This window comes from Calidifontimicrobium sp. SYSU G02091 (assembly GCF_022631395.1).
Lineage (GTDB): Bacteria > Pseudomonadota > Gammaproteobacteria > Burkholderiales > Burkholderiaceae_C > Calidifontimicrobium > Calidifontimicrobium sediminis.
In genome coordinates, this window is record NZ_JALBGB010000011.1 from 16573 (window position 1) to 32798 (window position 16226).

The following is a 16226-nucleotide window of genomic DNA, read 5'->3' on the forward strand; positions in this document are numbered from 1 at the left end:
CTGCCCGCGTGGAGGGTTGGCCGCGGCGAAGACCCGGGATTCTACGGGGGTGATGGGATAATCCCGGCCCATGACGATTCCGATCAAGACCGGCGCCGAAATCGACGCGATGCGCACCGCGTGCCGCCTCGCGTCCGAGGTGCTGGACCTGCTGACGCCGCATGTCAAGCCCGGCGTCACGACGCTCGAACTCGACCGCATCGCGCACGACCACATCGTGCACGTGCAAGGCGGCATCCCCGCGACGCTGGGCTACCAGCCGCCGGGCTATCCGCCGTACCCGGCGTCGCTGTGCACGTCGGTCAACCACCAGGTCTGCCACGGCATCCCGAACGACCGGCCGCTGAAGAACGGCGACATCGTCAACATCGACGTCACCGTCATCAAGGACGGCTGGCACGGCGACAACAGCCGCATGTACATCGTCGGCGAGGGCTCGATCGCCGCGAAGCGGCTGTGCCAGATCACCTACGAGGCGATGTGGAAGGGCATCGTCAAGGTGCGCCCGGGCGCGCGGCTCGGCGACATCGGCCACGCGATCCAGACCTACGCCGAGGCGGCAGGCTACTCCGTCGTGCGCGAGTTCTGCGGCCACGGCGTCGGGCGCAAGTTCCACGAGGAGCCGCAGGTGCTGCACTACGGCCAGCCCGGCACGCTCGAGGAGCTCAAGCCGGGCATGATCTTCACGATCGAGCCGATGATCAATGCCGGCCGGCGCGAGATCCGCGAGCTCGGCGATGGCTGGACGATCGTCACGAAGGACCGCTCGCTGTCGGCGCAGTGGGAGCACACCGTGCTCGTCACCGAGAGCGGCTACGAGGTGCTGACGGTATCGGCCGGCAGCCCGCCGCCGCCCGAGTTCGCGCGCGCGCCGCTGCCGGCCGCGGCGTGAGCGCGATGCCCGCCGCGCCGCTCGGCGCCGCCGCCAGCCTGGGCGAGCTGCGCCAGCGCTTCCGCGACGGCAAGACTGCACTGCTCGAGCAGTTCCGCGCCGCGCGCCCGACGGCGCCTGCCGCCACGCGGCTGCTGCGCGCGCTGGCACGCCACGTCGACGCGACGCTGGCGACGCTGTGGCAGCGCGCCGGCATGCCGCCCGGTGCGGCGCTGGTCGCGGTGGGCGGCTACGGACGCGGCGAGCTGTACCCCTACTCCGACGTCGACGTGCTCGTGCTGCTGCCCGACGCCGACGCGCAGCTGCGCCACGGCGAGGCGATCGAGGGCTTCATCACCGCGTGCTGGGACATCGGCCTGGAGATCGGCTCGTCGGTGCGCACGCTCGACGAGTGCCTCGCCGAGAGCGAGCGCGACGTGACGGTGCGCACCGCGCTGCTCGAGTCGCGCTACCTGTGTGGCGCGCGCCGTGCCTTCGACGCGTTCCGCCGCGCGCACGACGCGAGCATCGACGCGCGTGCGTTCCTGCGCGCGAAGACGCTCGAGATGCAGCAGCGCCACGTCAAGTACGAGGACACGCCGTACGCGCTCGAGCCCAACTGCAAGGAAAGCCCCGGCGGGCTGCGCGACCTGCAGGTCATCGTGTGGGTCGCGCGCGCCGCGGGCCTCGGGCGCAACTGGAGCGAGCTCGCCGCCAACGGGCTCGTCACGCCGTTCGAGGTCAAGCAGCTGCAACGCAACGAGGGGCTGCTCAAGCTGATCCGTGCGCGGCTGCACCTGGTGGCCGGGCGGCGCGAGGACCGCCTCGTGTTCGACCTGCAGACCGCGGTGGCGGCGAGCTTCGGCTTCGCGTCGACGCCGTCGCAGCGCGCCTCCGAGGTGCTGATGCGCCGCTACTACTGGGCCGCCAAGGCGGTGGCGCAGCTCAACCAGATCCTGATGCTCAACATCGAGGAGCGCATCAGCGGCAGCGAAGGCGCGCCGATGCGTCCGCTCGACGACGCGCGCTTCCTCGACCGCGGCGGCATGCTCGAGGTCGCCAGCGACGACCTGTACCGTCGCGACCCGCACGCGATCCTGCAGACCTTCCACGTGTTCCAGCGCACGCCGGGCATCAAGGGGCTGTCGGCGCGCACGCTGCGTGCGCTGTACAACGCGCGCGAGCAGATGGGCGCGTCGTTCCGCCGCGACCCCGTCAACCGCCGCACCTTCATGCAGATCCTGCAGCACCCGCACGGCGGGCAGACGCACGCACTGCGGCTGATGAACCAGACGAGCGTGCTCGGGCGCTACCTGTGGGTGTTCCGCCGCATCGTCGGCCAGATGCAGCACGACCTGTTCCACGTCTACACGGTGGACCAGCACATCCTGATGGTGCTGCGCAACGTGCGCCGCTTCTTCATCCCCGAGCACGCGCACGAGTACCCGTTCTGCTCGCAGCTCGCGCTGCAGTGGGACAAGCCGTGGCTGCTGTACATCGCGGCGCTGTTCCATGACGTCGCCAAGGGGCGCGGCGGCGACCACTCCGACCTCGGCGCGATGGAGGTGCGGCGCTTCTGCCGCCAGCACGGCGTCGGCGGCGACGACGCGAAGCTCGTCGAGTTCCTCGTGCAGCACCACCTGAGCATGTCGCGCATCGCGCAGAAGGAGGACCTGTCGGACCCCGAGGTCATCGCCGCGTTCGCAAGGCTCGTCGGCGACCCGCGGCGGCTCAATGCGCTGTACCTGCTGACGGTGGCCGACATCCGCGGCACGAGCCCGAAGGTGTGGAACGCCTGGAAGGGCAAGCTGCTCGAGGATCTGTACCGCCAGACGCTGCGTGCGCTCGGCGGCGCGAAGCCCAACATGGACGCCGAGATCGAAGCACGCAAGGCCGAGGCGCGCTCGATGCTCGCGCTCGCGTCGATGCTGCCCGACACCGAGCAGCCGCTGTGGCGCACGCTCGAGGTCAGCTACTTCGCGCGCCACGACGCGAGCGACATCGCGTGGCACGCCCGCGTGCTGTGGCGCCACGTCAACACGGCCGAGCCGGTCGTGCGCGCACGGCCGTGGGCGCTCGGCGAGGGGCTGCAGGTGCTGGTCTACGCGCCCGACCGGCCCGACCTGTTCGCGCGCATCTGCGGCTACTTCGACGGCGCCGGCTTCAACATCCAGGACGCCAAGATCCACACGACGCGCGCCGGCTACGCGCTCGACACGTTCCAGGTGATCCATCCGCAGATGGAGCCGCCGAACACGCCGAACTACCGCGACCTGACCGCGCTCGTCGAGACCGACCTCAAACGCGCGCTGCTCAGCGACGCGCCGTTGCCCGAGCCGAGCCGCGGACGCCTGTCACGTCGCGTGCGTTCGTTCCCGGTGACGCCGCGCGTGTCGCTGCGCCCCGACGAGCGCGCGCAGCGCTGGCTGCTGTCGATCAGCACGAGCGACCGCTCGGGGCTGCTGTACAGCATCGCGCGCGTGCTCGCGCGCCACCGCGTGAACCTGCAGCTGGCCAAGGTCACGACGCTGGGTGAGCGCGTCGAGGACACCTTCCTCGTCGACGGCCCCGAGCTGCAGCAGGCCAAGGCGCAGCTGCAGATCGAGAGCGAGCTGCTCGACGCCGTCGCGCCGCAGCCCGCGGGCTGATCGACGCATGGCGATCGCACTCGTCGAAGCGCGCGCCGTCGCCGACGGTGCGGCTGGCGTCGATGCCGTGATCGACGTGCGCTCGCCGGCCGAGTTCGCCGAGGACCACCTGCCGGGCGCGGTCAACTGGCCGGTGCTCGACGACCGCGAGCGGCGCGTCGTCGGCACGCTGTACAAGCAGGTCTCGCCGCACGAGGCTCGCAAGGTCGGCGCGGCGATGGTCGCGCGCCGCATCGCCGACCACCTCGAGCGCTGGGTCGCCGATTGGCCGCGCGACTGGCGACCGCTCGTGTACTGCTGGCGCGGCGGGCAGCGCTCGGGCTCGCTGGCCTGGTTCCTCGACCAGATCGGCTTTCGCACGCAGCAGCTCAGGGGCGGCTACAAGGCGTTCCGCAGCGTCGTGCGCGCCGACCTCGACCGGCTGCCCGTGGCGCTCTCGCTGCACGTGCTGACGGGGCGCACCGGCAGCGGCAAGACACGGCTGCTGCACGCGCTGCGTGCGGCCGGCGCGCAGGTGCTCGACCTCGAGGCGCTGGCGTGCCACCGCGGTTCGGTGCTCGGCGCCGTGCCCGGCGCGCCGCAGCCGAGCCAGAAGCGCTTCGAGACGCGACTGTGGCAGGCGCTGCGCAGCCTCGACCCGGCGCGGCCGGTGTTCGTCGAGAGCGAGAGCCGCAAGATCGGTGCGCTGCACCTGCCCGACGCGCTGATCGCGCGCATGCGCGAGCACGGCCGCTGCATCGAGGTCGAGCTGGCGCTCGATGGCCGCATCGCGCTGCTGCTCGAGGAGTACGCCTTCTTCACGCGCGACCCCGAGCAGTTCTGCCGGCGCCTGGCGGCGCTGGTGCCGCTTGCGGGCCACGCGAAGGTGCACCGCTGGCAGGCGCTGGCACGCGCGGGGCGCTGGGCCGAGACCTTCGCCGACCTGATGGAGCACCACTACGACCCGCTGTACGAGCGCTCGATGGCCCGCCACTTCGCAGGCCGTGCGGCCGCGCCGCGGCTCACGCTGCGCGGACACGACGCGCCGGCGCTCGCCGCGGCGGCGCGCGACGTGCTCGACCTCGTGGCGCGCGGCGACCGAGGCCGCTGAGCACGCCGTGGCGCTTGACATCGCTCAATCGCCGCGACGCGACGTCGTGGCAGGATCGCGGCCACGATGACGCGTGACGCCGCCCCCTCCACGCAGCCGCTGCCGATCCGCCCGATCACGCTGTCGTCGCCGTGGCGCTGGCTGTCGCGCGGGTGGGACGATTTCGCACGCTGTCCCGGCCCCGGCCTGATCCACGGCGCGGCGATAGCGATGTTCGGTGCCGCGCTGTTCGTGCTCGCGTACGACCGCTTCTGGCTGCTCGCCGGTGCCTTCAGCGGGTTCCTGCTGCTGGCACCGGTGCTCGCGACGGGCCTGTACGCGATCAGCCGCGGCCTCGAGCGCGGCGAGCGTGTCGACATGCGCACCGCGCTGCGCACGTGGCGGCCGCGCGACCGGCGCCTCGTCGTTTTCGGCGTGCTGCTGGCGGCGGCCGGCACCGGCTGGGTGCTGACGTCGGCGGCGCTGATCACCGTCTTCGCCGACGCGCCGGTGCGCAACCCGCGCGACTTCCTGCACGTCGTCGTGCTGGCGCCGAAGTCGCTGCTGTTCGAGGCCTGGCTCGTACTCGGTGGCGCGCTCGCGGCGCCGGTGTTCGCATCGAGCGTCGTCGCCATTCCGCTGCTGCTCGACCGGCCGGTGGGCATCTGGCGCGCGGTGCTGACGAGCTGGCGCGCCGTCGTCGAGCACCCGCTGCCGCTGGCGCTGTGGGCGGCGATCCTGATGACGATGACGGCGGTGGCGATCGCCGCCGGGATGGTCGGCCTGCTGGTGGCGGTGCCGTGGCTCGCGCACGCGAGCTGGCACGCCTACCGCGACCTCGTCGACACGACGTCGCTGCCCGAGTCGGCCTGAGGCGCCATGTTCGGATTCGACGAGGAGCAGATCGCCTGGTTCGGCCTGACGTTCGGCGTCACGGCCTTCATGCTGTACATGATCTTCATCGTGCTGCAGCTCGCGCGGGAGTCGAAAGCCGGCAAGTTCGGCACCTTCGTGCTGCTGCTCGTCCTCGGCTTCGGCCTGCTCGGCTTCGCTGCGAAGGGTCTGATCAAGTACTTCCTCGCCGGCATCGGCGAGTGAACGGCGCCCCAGAAGCAGAACGCCGGCGGATGCCGGCGTTCTCGTTTTTGGGCCAGCGCCCCCTCCCGTAGCGGGCAGGGGAGCCGTCGGGACACGCGCAGGCTGCGCCTGCGGTCATCCCATGTGCAGGCCGCCGTTGCAGCTGAAGTCGGCGCCCGTCGTGAAGCCCGAGTCGGGGCCGGCGAGCCAGGCGACGATCGAGCCGATCTCCTCGGGCGTGCCCAGCCGCTTGACCGGGATCTGCGCGATGATCTTCTCGAGGATCTCCGGCTTGATCGCGCGGACCATGTCGGTGCCGATGTAGCCGGGGCTCACGGTGTTGACCGTCACGCCCTTGGCCGCCACCTCCTGCGCCAGCGCCATCGTGAAGCCGTGCATCCCGGCCTTGGCGGCCGAATAGTTGGTCTGGCCGGCCTGGCCCTTCTCGCCGTTGACCGAGCTGATCTGGATGATCCGGCCCCAGCCCTTCTCGATCATGTCGGGCAGCACCTGCTTGGTCACGTTGAACATGCTGTTCAGGTTGGTGTCGATGACGGCCCTCCAGTCCTCGGGCGTCATCTTCAGGAACATGCGGTCGCGCGTGATGCCGGCGTTGTTGACCAGCACGTCGATCGGGCCGTGCTCGGCCTTGGCCTTCGCGAACGCCGCCACCGTCGAGTCCCAGTCGGCGACGTTGCCGACCGACGCGTAGAACGTGTAGCCCAGCGCCTTCTGCTCGTCGAGCCACTTCTGGTAGTCGCGGCTCGGCCCGCAGCCGGCGATCACCTTGAAGCCGTCGCGGGCCAGCCGCTGGCAGATCGCCGTGCCGATGCCGCCCATGCCGCCGGTCACGTAAGCCACTTTCTGTGTCATTGCTCGCTCCTTCGTCGTCGTTCGAACCGATGCCTCGAGGGTCCCGCTGGCCGCGAGCGCGGTCAAGCGGGTTGCCCCGCAGTGTGGCGGCTGCCCGTCAGCGCTCGACGGTCAGCGCCACGCCCATGCCGCCGCCGATGCACAGCGCGGCCAGCCCCCGCTTCGCGTCGCGGCGCTGCATCTCGTGCAGCAGCGTCACGAGGATGCGGCAGCCGCTCGCGCCGATCGGGTGGCCGATCGCGATCGCGCCGCCGTTGACGTTGACCTTGGCCGGATCGACCTCGAGCACCTTGTTGACCGCACAGGCCTGCGCGGCGAACGCCTCGTTGAGTTCGAACAAGTCGACGTCGCCGACGCTCCAGCCCGCGCGCGCGAGCGCCTTCTTCGACGCCGGCACCGGGCCCATGCCCATCGTGGCCGGGTCCAGCCCGCTGGTGGCGTAGCTGGCGATGCGCGCCAGCGGCTTCAGGCCGAGTGTGGCGGCCTTGGCCGCGCTCATCACGACGACCGCCGCAGCCCCGTCGTTGATCCCCGACGCGTTGCCCGCCGTCACGCTGCCGGCCTTGTCGAAGGCCGGACGCAGCCCGGCGAGCGCCTCGGCGCTGGTCTTCGTGTTGATGTACTCGTCGCTGGCGAAGACGATCGGCTCGCCCTTCTTCTGCGGGATCGTGACGCCGACGATCTCGTCGCGGAACTTGCCCGCTGCCTGCGCGGCGGCTGCCTTCTGCTGGCTGGCCAGTGCGAGCGCGTCCTGCATCTCGCGCGTGATGCCGTGCGCCTTCGCGACGTTCTCGGCCGTGATGCCCATGTGGACCTGGTTGTAGACGTCCCACAGGCCGTCGACGATCATCGAGTCGATCATCTTCCAGTCGCCCATGCGCTGGCCGTCGCGGCTGCCGAGCAGCACGTGCGGGCTCGCGGACATGTTCTCCTGGCCGCCGGCGACGACGATCTCGCTGTCGCCAGTGGCCACCGACTGCGCGGCGAGCATCACGGCCTTCAGCCCCGAGCCGCAGACGGCGTTGATCGTCAGCGCCGGCGTTTCCTTCGGCACGCCGGCCTTCATCATCGCCTGGCGCGCCGGGTTCTGGCCGGCGCCGGCGGCGAGCACCTGGCCCATGATCACTTCGCCGACCTGCGCGGGGTCCAGCTTCGCGCGCGCGATCGCCTCGCGCACGACGACCGCGCCGAGTTCGGTGGCCGGGATCTTGGCGAGCGTGCCGCCGAACTTGCCGACCGCGGTGCGCGCGGCCGAAACGATGACGATGTCGGTCATGGTGGGTCTCCGGTGATGGTGGGAACGGTGATTCAGGCCTTCTGCTTCACGTAGCGGCCGGGGGCGGGCTCGATGGCCTTGTAGCCGTGTCCGCCGTAGGTCTTCGGCGCCGGCACCAGCTTGCCGGCGTGCGGCCTGACCCACGCGGCCCAGTCGGGCCACCAGCTGCCGGGCACCTCCTTCGCGCCGGCGAGCCACTCGTGCGCCGACGCCGGCAGCGCATCGTTGACCCAGTGGCTGCGCTTGCCCTTGGCCGGCGGGTTGATGACGCCGGCGATGTGGCCGCTGGCGCCGAGCACGAAGCGCTTCTTGCCCTTGAGCAGCGCGGTGCTCTTGTAGGCCGACTCCCAAGGCACGATGTGGTCCTCGCGCGACGCGTAGATGAACACCGGCGCCTTGATCTTGCCGAGGTCGACCTTCTCGCCGCAGGTGGTCAACCGGCCGGGGATCTTCAGCTCGTCTTGCAGGTAAGTGTGACGCAGGTACCAGCAGTACATCGGGCCGGGCAGGTTGGTGCTGTCGCCGTTCCAGTACAGCAGGTCGAACGGCGGCGGTGACTCCCCCTTGAGGTAGTTGCCCACGACATAGTTCCACACCAGGTCGTTCGGACGCAGGAAGCTGAACGTCGTGGCCAGCTCGCGCCCCTTGAGCAGCTTCGGGCCGCCCGGTGCGTCGGGGCCGATCGTCATCTCGCGCAACTGCACCGACGCCTCGTCGACGAACACGTCGAGGATGCCGGTGTGGCTGAAGTCGAGCAGCGTCGTCAGCAGCGTCAGGCTCGACGCCGGCTGCTCGCCGCGCGCGGCGAGCACCGCCAGAGCCGTCGCGAGGATCGTGCCGCCGACGCAGAAGCCCAGCATGTCGAAGGCCTGCTGCCCGGTGATCGCCTGCACCGCACGGATCGCCGCGATCGGGCCCTCGTCGATGTAGTCGTCCCACGTCTTGTGCGCGAGCGATTCGTCGGGATTGCGCCAGCTGATCACGAAGGTGCGGTGGCCCTGCTCGACGGTGTAGCGGATGAACGAGTTGTCCGGCTGCAGGTCGAGGATGTAGTACTTGTTGATGCAAGGCGGCACGAACAGGAACGGCTTCTCGTGCACCTTGGCCGTCAGCGGCTTGTACTCGATGAGCTGGATCAGGTCGTTCTCGAACACGACCGCGCCCTCGGTCGTGGCCACATTGCGCCCGACCTCGAACACGCTGGTGTCGGTCTGCGACACATGACCCTGCTGCAGGTCCTTCAGCAGCATCTGCATGCCCTGCGCGATGCTCTGGCCCTGCGTCTCGAGCGCCTTGCGCAGCGCCTCGGGGTTGAGCGCGAGGAAGTTGCTCGGGCTCGCGGCGTCGATCCACTGCTGCACCGCGAAGCGCACGCGCTGGCGCGTCTTCTCGTCGCCCTCGAGCGACTCGGCCAGCTGCATCATCGTGCGCGCGTTGAGCAGGTACAGCTGCGCGAGGTAAGCCGCCGCCGGGTTGGCGGCCCAGTCCTCGCCGGCGAAGCGGCGGTCGGGCAGGGGCTGGCTCTTGTCGCCCGGTGCGGCCTGCAGCCGCTCGAGCGCCGAGTTCCAAAGGGTGGTAGCCTCTTTCAGGTAGTCGCCCTGCAGCTGCGCCAGGGCCTTGGGCGGCAGGCTCAGGCCCGAGAACGACTTCCAGGTCTCGGCCACGGCGGAGCCGAAGGCCTGCGCGGCGTCGCCTTGCGGCGTCGGGGTCGAAGGGGGGCGGGTCGGCACGGGGTCTCCTCGTTCGTCGGCGCCTGGCCACCGTCGGATGGCGCGGCGCACTCGCTCTGTCGTCACTTTGTACCCGCAGATGCTTACCGAAGCATGACCCGGGAAATCCCGAAGGGACACGCGCGCCGCCTGGCGCACGACGCGTGAAGGACCGTGATGTACCTGGTGCCGATCGCCTGGATGTACGTGGTGGGGATGGTGGTGCTGGCCGAAGCCCTCTCGGTCAACGGCACCGTGCTCGGCGCGCTGTTCACGCTCGTGTTCTGGGGCCTGCTGCCGCTGGCCGTCGTGATGTACGTGCTCGGCACCCCGGCGCGGCGCCGTGCTCGGCGGGAGGCGGCTGCCTCGCCGTCAGCCGCCGCGTCGCCAGACGGCGGCGGCATGGCGGCCGGTGACGCCGTCGCGGCGGAACGAAAAGAACCTTGAAGGCTCCTCGACGGTGCACGCGCCGGCGCCGTCGATCGACGTGACGCCGGCGGCGGTGAGCCGGTCGCGCGCCAGTGCGGCGAGGTCGGCCAGCCAGCGCGGGCGGCCGTCCGCGGGGCGGACGCCGGGCCGCGGCACGAAGCGCGGATGCGCCTGCGGCGCCAGCGGGTCGGCGCCGAACGCCTGCAGCACGTCGGCGCCGACCTCGAACTGCCGCGGGCCGATGCACGGTCCGAGCCACGCGCACACGTCGCGCGGCGCGCAGCCGGCCAGCGCGCAGACGCGCTCGAGCGTGCGCTCGACGACACCGGCGGCGAGCCCGCGCCAGCCGGCGTGCGCCGCGCCGACCGCGCGGCCGTGCGGCGCCGCGAACAGCACCGGCAGACAGTCGGCCACCTGCACGGCGCAGGCGACGCCGAAGCGGTCGGTCACGGCGCCGTCGGCCTCGGGCGGGTCGCCGACGGCGTCGTCGGCGGTCACGGTGACCACGCCGGCCCCGTGGACCTGACGCAGGTAGACGGGCCGCACGCCGAGCGCGCGTTCGAAGCGCCGCCGGTTCTCGGCGACGGCGGCCGGATCGTCGCCGACCGCGGTGCCGAGGTTCAGCGTGTCCCACGGCGCGCGGCTGACGCCGCCGGCGCGCGTCGTCATCAGCGCGCCGACGCCGTCGACGTCCCAGGCGGGCACGAGCACGTCACCCAGCACAGGGTCGATGTGAAAGGTCGCCACCTCAGGCGTGCGCACCGCCAGGGCGGCCCCGACGGCCGGTGCTGCACGACGCCGCCAGCGGCGGCCGCGGATGGGGTTGCCCCGCTGCGCGGACGCCGTGCCCTCGCGACGGCGCGCCGCGGGCGCTGCCGTGCTCGGGCGCGTCAGCGCGCATCCGGGCACGCCGACGGCTGCGTCTTCGCGAACGCGTCGAGCGTCATGCAGTGCTCGAAGATGCGCATCACGGTCGGCACGTGGTCGAGCCGGCACTCGAAGCGCAGCGCGTTGTGGATCTGCGGCACCAGCGTGATGTCGGCCAGCGTCGGCGTGTCGCCGTGGCAGAAGCGCCCGGTGGCCGGACGGTCGGCCAGTTGCCGCTCGATCGCGGCCAGCCCGGTCTCGACCCAGTGGCGGTACCAGCGGTTCTTGTCGTCCTCGCTGACCTTCAGGTCGTGGACGAGGTAGCGCAGCACGCGCAGGTTGTTCAGCGGGTGGATCTCGCACGCGACGTCGAGCGCGAGCGCGCGCACGCGCGCGCGACCCAGCGGGTCCTGGGGCAGGAGCGGCGGCTCGGGGTGCGTCTCGTCGAGGTATTCGATGATCGCCAGCGACTGCGTCAGCAGCCGGTCGCCGTCCTTGAGCAACGGCACCAGCCGCGACGCCGAGACCGCGGCGTACGACTCGGCCATCTGCTCGTTGGCCGGCAGGTTGACGGCGACGTAGTCGTACTCGAGGCCCTTGAGCGCGAGCGCGATGCGCACGCGGTACGACGCCGACGAACGGAAGTAGTTGTACAGCTGCATCGGCATACCCGCCCTCCCCGCCTCAGCGCACCGCCACGCGCAGCGTGCCGAGGCCCTCGATCGCCGCTTCCATCACGTCGCCGCGCACGACGGCGCCGACGCCCGCCGGCGTGCCGGTGTAGATCAGGTCGCCGGGTGCCAGCGCCCAAGCGCGGCTGATCGCGGCGATCGTCTCGTCGACGTTCCAGATCAGGTCGCCGAGGTCGCCGCGCTGGCGCGGCTGGCCATTGACCGACAGCGTGATCGCACCGTGCGTCAGCGTGCCGGTGACCGCCTTCGGGTGGATCGGCCCGATCGGCGCCGACTGCTCGAACGCCTTGCCGATTTCCCACGGCCGGCCCTGCTTCTTCATCTCGGCCTGCAGGTCGCGCCGCGTCATGTCCAGGCCGATCGCGTAGCCGTAGACGTGCTCGCCGGCCTGCTCGGGCGCGATGTCACGGCCGCCGCGGCCGATCGCGACGACGAGCTCGACCTCGTGGTGCAGGTCCGCCGTCAGCCCGGGGTAGTCGATCGCGCCGGTCTCGCCGGCGGGCACGACGACGATCGCATCGGCCGGCTTCATGAAGAAGAACGGCGGCTCGCGCCCGCTGTGCCCCATCTCCTTCGCGTGCTCGGCGTAGTTGCGGCCGGCGCAGTAGATGCGGTGCACGGGAAACGCGCCGCCGCCGGCCACCGGCACGAGCACGGATGGCACGGCGGGTACGACGAGAGGGGCGGTGGCGGACATCGCGGGCTCCTGGAACAGGCGCCGGATGATGCCATGCAGCGGCGCGTCCGCCGTCCCTGAGGGCCGCTGGGCGCGTGGGTGCACGCTACACTGGTGCGATGCTGCACCGCAGCCAGATCAAGCACTGTCGCGCCTGCGGCACCGCGGTCGAGCACGTCGTGCCGGCCGACGACAACCGACCGCGCGCGGTGTGCCCGGCGTGCGGCACGGTCCACTACGAGAACCCGCTGAACGTCGTCGGCACGGTGCCGGTGTGGGGCGGCGACCAGGTGCTGCTGTGCCGGCGCAACATCGAGCCGCGCAAGGGGCTGTGGACGCTGCCGGCCGGCTTCCTCGAGCTCGGCGAGACGACGGCCGAAGGCGCGCTGCGCGAGACGGTCGAGGAAGCCGGTGCCGAGATCGACCTCGGTCCGCTGTTCACGGTGCTCAACGTGACCCGCGCGGGGCAGGTGCACTTCTTCTACCTGGCGACGCTGCGCCACACGCGCTTCGCGCCCGGCCCCGAGACGATCGAGGCGCAGCTGTTCCGCGAGCACGAGGTGCCGTGGGACGAGATCGCCTTCCGCACCGTGCGCGCGACGCTGCAGCGCTTCTTCGCCGACCGCCGCCGCGGGCGCTTCGGCGAGCACGGCGTGCACTGCGAGGATATCGCTTAGCCGGCCGAAGGCGCCGCGACGGCAGCCGCCGCCGGTGCGGCGGGTGCGTGCGCCCAAGCCCCGCCGACACCGTCGAGCCCGAGGTCGAACAGCACGGCGGCGTCGCGTGCGTCGGCCACGCCCTCGGCGAAGACGCGCAGCGACAGCGGACGCAGCAGCGCCACCGTCGCCCGCACGACGTGGCGCGCGACCTCGCTCGACGCCACGCCCGCGCACAGCGACGCGTCGAGCTTCACGTGGTCGACGCCCAGCTCGTACAGCCGCTCGATGCGCGTGAGCCGCAGGCCCGCGTGCGCGAGGCCGACGCGAACGCCCAGCGGCCGCACCAGCTGTGCGAATCGCTGGAGCAGCTCGAACTGCTCGACCGCCATGCGCTCGGGCACGTCGAGCCACAGACGGCCCGCCGGGGGCGGCCGCTCGCGCAGGCGGTGCTGCACGCGCATCGCGAACCCGCCGTCGGCGAGCGACGCGGCGCCGACGTGCACCGCGCGCGGCCGCGCGTCGCCGGCGATGGCCTCGAGCGCGAGCGTGATCGCACACAGGTCGGCCTCGGGCACGCGCTCGCTGCGCTGCGCCAGCGGCAGCCAGTGGGATGCCGGCTCGAAGGGTCCGCCAGCGCGCAACTGCAGCCGCAGCGGGCACTCGACGTGGACGACGCGGCGCTGCGCGTCGAGCACCGGCTGCGCGCCCAGCTGCACACGGCGCTGCGCGAGCGCCTCGGAGATCGCCTCGAACCAGTGGTGTTCGCCGCCATGCCGCGCGGAGTCGGCGGCGACGACGTGGATGCCGAACGGGCCGTCGGCCTCGGCGCGTGCCAGCGCCAGGTCGGCGGCGGCGAGCAGCTCGCCCAGCGCCCGCGTGTGCGCGAACTCGACCGCGCCGACGTGCACGTGCACGTGCCGGCCGATGCCAGCCAGCGCCGACGCGAGCGCGCCGGCGATCGACTCGGCGGTCTCGGCGGCCATCCCCGGCGCCGGCAGCAGCAGCGCGAAGTCGGCGCCGTTGAGCCGCGCCGCGAGGCAGTCGCCGACGCGCGCCGGATAGGCCTGCACCAGTTCGGCGACGACGCGCACCGCGCGGTCGGCGCTCTCGCGGCCGAGCGTGCGGTTCAGGCCGGCCAGGTCGGCGAGCCGCACGATCACGAGGCTGCCGCTCGCGGGGCCGTCTTCGCGCCCGAGCAGCGCGTGGACCTGCTCGACGAAGGCCGCACGGTGCAGCAGCCCGGTGTCGGCATCGCAGGTGGCCTGACGCCGCAGCGCGTCGATCTGCGCCGCCTGCGCCTCGAACAGCGCGCGCGTGCGCTGCGCGGCCGCGTTGAGCGACTCGGCGACCGCTCGCAGCTCGGGATGCGCCGGCACGTCGACCTGCACGCGCTGTCCGAGCGCGAGCTGTGTGGCCTGCTCGTGCAGCTGCCGCCAGGGTCGGCCGAGCCGCCACACGACGACGCCGGCCAAAGCCAGCGCCGCCAGCGCGACCGCGACCGAGGCCGCCAGCATCGCGCGCGCCGTGTGCCACAGCGCGTCGTGCGCCGCTGCCGTCGCGGCGACTTCCAGCGTGGCCACCGTCACGCCGTCGTGCCGCACCGCGGCGACGCCGGCCGCCGGCTCGATGTCCCAGATGCGCACCCACCAGGCGGGCGCCGACGCTGGCCGGGCCGGCGTGTTGCGCTCGGCCGCCGGTGCGGTGTCCCCGCGCGTCAGTCGCACCCGCAGCGTGCCATCGGCGGGCGCGGCGGCCGCGAGCGCAGCGTCGAGCCGGCGCGTGTCGCCGCCGACCGCCGACAGGGCAGCGGCCAGCACCTCGGCGGCGGCCTGGTGGGTTGCCTGCCGGTCGGACTCGATGCGGTCGCGCACGGCCGCCACGTGGAGCATCCAGGCGGCTGCGACCGCGAGCGCGACGCTGGCGGCACAGACGAAGGCAACGCGCCGCGTCAGCGAGGCGGCCATGGTGTCGACGCCCCGCGTGCGCGGGCGCCGCGCGAGCGCAGGCGGGCGCAGGCGCTGGCGAACGGGCGATGGAGGCAGGAGGTGGCCACGGTGCGCGGAAGACGCACGCCGGACGCGGCGCCGTCGCCACGGTCATCGGCCGCGGACGCGCCGACTTGAGGCGCCCGCCGGCAAGTTCAGGGCCGGCGCAGCGCCTCGAGCAGCCGCTGCCCTGCGCGACCGCTGACCTCGTGGCCGAGGCGCTGCTGCTCGGCGCGGATCGCGGCGCGGCTCTTGTCGCCGAGCATGCCGTCGATCGGGCCGATGTCGTGACCCCGCGCCGCGAGCAGCGCCTGCAGTTCGCGCCGTTCGGCGCGCGACAGACCGGGGTCGTCGGTCGGCCACGGCCGCACGATGGGGCCGCCACCGCGCAGCCGGTCCGCCAGGTGCGCGATCGCGAGCGCGTAGCTCTCGGCCGCGTTGTAGCCGAACAGCGCGTCGAAGTTGCGCAGCACGAGGAACGCCGGGCCGTCGGCGCCGGCCGGCGTCAGCAACCCGGCCGGCGTCGATGCCGGCAGCCCGCCCGCGTCGAGCGCCGTGCCGTCGGCGCGGCGCAGCCCCTGCGCGGCCCAATGCGCGAGCGGCCGCTTGACGCGGCGCCCCTCGCCGCGCAGGTCCAAGCCCGGCGGCAGTCGCACCTCGAAGCCCCACGGCTCGCCGCGGCGCCAGCCGGCGCGCTGCAGGAACTGCGCCGTCGACGCGAGCGCGTCGGGGATGCTCGCGACGAGGTCGCGCCGGCCGTCGCCGTCGAAGTCGACCGCCAGCCGCTCGTAGGTACTGGGCATGAACTGCGTGTGGCCGAACGCGCCGGCCCACGAACCGACGAGCTGCTCGGGCCGCAAGTCGCCGGCCTGCACGATGCGCAGCGTCGCGAACAGCTCGCCGCGGAAGTAGCGCTGCCGTCGCCCCTCGCAGCTCAGCGTCGCCAGCGACTGCACCAGCGGGAAGCTGCCGAAGCTGCGTCCGTAATCGCTCTCGACGCCCCACACCGCGACGACGGTCTGCGCGTCGACGCCGAAGCGGCGCTCGACTGCGGCGAGCGTTTCGGCGTGCGCGGTGAGTGCAAGCCGCCCGTCGGCGATGCGCTCGTCGTCGACGAGCGCGGCGAGGTAGTCCCAGATCGGCAGGCGGAACTCCGGCTGGAAATCCAGTCGCGCGAGCACGCTGCGGTCGGGCTGCAGGCCGGCGGTGTGCCGCTGCCACGTCTCGCGCTCGACGCCGGCGGCCTGCGCGTCGGACTGCAGTGCGGCCAGGCAGCGTGCGAAGTCGGCGTCGGCGCGGGCCGACGCGGTGACGACGGCCAGCGCCAGCACGGCGCACCGCATCGCCAGCCACCGGCGGCGGCGCGGCACCGGCGGCGTCACGGAACGACCCATG

15 protein-coding genes are annotated in these 16226 nt (G+C 72.5%); 7 read left to right on the forward strand and 8 right to left on the reverse strand.

Annotation, left to right across the window (positions count from 1 at the left end):
• Positions 1–70: 70 nt before the first annotated feature.
• The 5 genes from map to MOJ79_RS08810 all read left to right on the forward strand — a co-directional run bounded on the left by map (position 71) and on the right by MOJ79_RS08810 (position 5686).
• Positions 71–892 (forward strand): type I methionyl aminopeptidase, encoded by an 822-nt coding sequence (gene map / locus MOJ79_RS08790; RefSeq protein WP_241923819.1) that lies wholly within the window; start codon positions 71–73, stop codon positions 890–892.
• A 5-nt stretch (positions 893–897) separates the two neighbouring features.
• Positions 898–3519 carry a [protein-PII] uridylyltransferase gene (locus MOJ79_RS08795; RefSeq protein ID WP_241923874.1) on the forward strand — a complete coding sequence of 874 codons (2622 nt, stop codon included), beginning with the start codon at positions 898–900 and terminating at the stop codon, positions 3517–3519.
• A 7-nt stretch (positions 3520–3526) separates the two neighbouring features.
• Positions 3527–4609 carry a tRNA 2-selenouridine(34) synthase MnmH gene (mnmH, locus tag MOJ79_RS08800; RefSeq protein WP_241923820.1) on the forward strand — a complete coding sequence of 361 codons (1083 nt, stop codon included), beginning with the start codon at positions 3527–3529 and terminating at the stop codon, positions 4607–4609.
• 66 nt (positions 4610–4675) lie between these two features.
• Positions 4676–5461, forward strand: coding sequence for a DUF2189 domain-containing protein (locus MOJ79_RS08805; RefSeq protein WP_241923821.1), 786 nt, complete (start codon positions 4676–4678; stop codon positions 5459–5461).
• Between the two features lie 6 nt (positions 5462–5467).
• Positions 5468–5686: a DUF2788 domain-containing protein gene (locus MOJ79_RS08810; RefSeq protein ID WP_119287229.1), complete on the forward strand. Its 219-nt coding sequence runs from the start codon at positions 5468–5470 to the stop codon at positions 5684–5686.
• Positions 5687–5800: 114 nt separating this feature from the next.
• On the opposite strand, the gene phbB is transcribed toward MOJ79_RS08810, so the two are convergent.
• The 3 genes from phbB to phaC form a co-directional block, all read right to left on the reverse strand.
• Positions 5801–6538, reverse strand: coding sequence for an acetoacetyl-CoA reductase (gene phbB / locus MOJ79_RS08815; RefSeq protein WP_119355225.1), 738 nt, complete (start codon positions 6536–6538; stop codon positions 5801–5803).
• A gap of 97 nt (positions 6539–6635) precedes the next feature.
• Positions 6636–7814 carry an acetyl-CoA C-acetyltransferase gene (locus tag MOJ79_RS08820; protein WP_241923822.1) on the reverse strand — a complete coding sequence of 393 codons (1179 nt, stop codon included), beginning with the start codon at positions 7812–7814 and terminating at the stop codon, positions 6636–6638.
• Positions 7815–7846: 32 nt separating this feature from the next.
• Positions 7847–9544 (reverse strand): class I poly(R)-hydroxyalkanoic acid synthase, encoded by a 1698-nt coding sequence (gene phaC / locus MOJ79_RS08825; RefSeq protein ID WP_442863104.1) that lies wholly within the window; start codon positions 9542–9544, stop codon positions 7847–7849.
• Positions 9545–9700: 156 nt separating this feature from the next.
• Between phaC and MOJ79_RS08830 the strand changes: the two genes are divergently transcribed.
• Positions 9701–9970, forward strand: a complete 270-nt coding sequence (locus MOJ79_RS08830; protein WP_241923823.1) for a hypothetical protein — start codon at positions 9701–9703, stop codon at positions 9968–9970.
• Here MOJ79_RS08830 and pgeF read toward each other — a convergent pair.
• From pgeF to MOJ79_RS08845, 3 genes are all read right to left on the reverse strand, one after another.
• Positions 9896–10621, reverse strand: coding sequence for a peptidoglycan editing factor PgeF (pgeF, locus tag MOJ79_RS08835; protein ID WP_241923876.1), 726 nt, complete (start codon positions 10619–10621; stop codon positions 9896–9898). The two genes, MOJ79_RS08830 and pgeF, sit on opposite strands and share 75 nt — an antisense overlap.
• Positions 10622–10842: 221 nt before the next feature.
• On the reverse strand, positions 10843–11481 hold the full coding sequence (gene maiA, locus MOJ79_RS08840) for a maleylacetoacetate isomerase (protein ID WP_119287460.1): 639 nt from the start codon (positions 11479–11481) through the stop codon (positions 10843–10845).
• 22 nt (positions 11482–11503) lie between these two features.
• Positions 11504–12208 (reverse strand): fumarylacetoacetate hydrolase family protein, encoded by a 705-nt coding sequence (locus tag MOJ79_RS08845; RefSeq protein WP_241923824.1) that lies wholly within the window; start codon positions 12206–12208, stop codon positions 11504–11506.
• Between the two features lie 98 nt (positions 12209–12306).
• Here MOJ79_RS08845 and MOJ79_RS08850 point away from each other — a divergent pair, with 98 nt between their 5' ends.
• The gene (locus tag MOJ79_RS08850; RefSeq protein ID WP_119287215.1) at positions 12307–12864 is read left to right on the forward strand and encodes an NUDIX hydrolase; all 558 of its coding nucleotides are present in this window, start codon (positions 12307–12309) and stop codon (positions 12862–12864) included.
• Here MOJ79_RS08850 and MOJ79_RS08855 read toward each other — a convergent pair.
• Positions 12861–14810, reverse strand: a complete 1950-nt coding sequence (locus MOJ79_RS08855) for an EAL domain-containing protein (RefSeq protein ID WP_241923825.1) — start codon at positions 14808–14810, stop codon at positions 12861–12863. The two genes, MOJ79_RS08850 and MOJ79_RS08855, sit on opposite strands and share 4 nt — an antisense overlap.
• A gap of 176 nt (positions 14811–14986) precedes the next feature.
• Positions 14987–16225, reverse strand: coding sequence for a lytic murein transglycosylase (locus tag MOJ79_RS08860; RefSeq protein WP_442863105.1), 1239 nt, complete (start codon positions 16223–16225; stop codon positions 14987–14989).
• Position 16226: the final 1 nt, after the last annotated feature.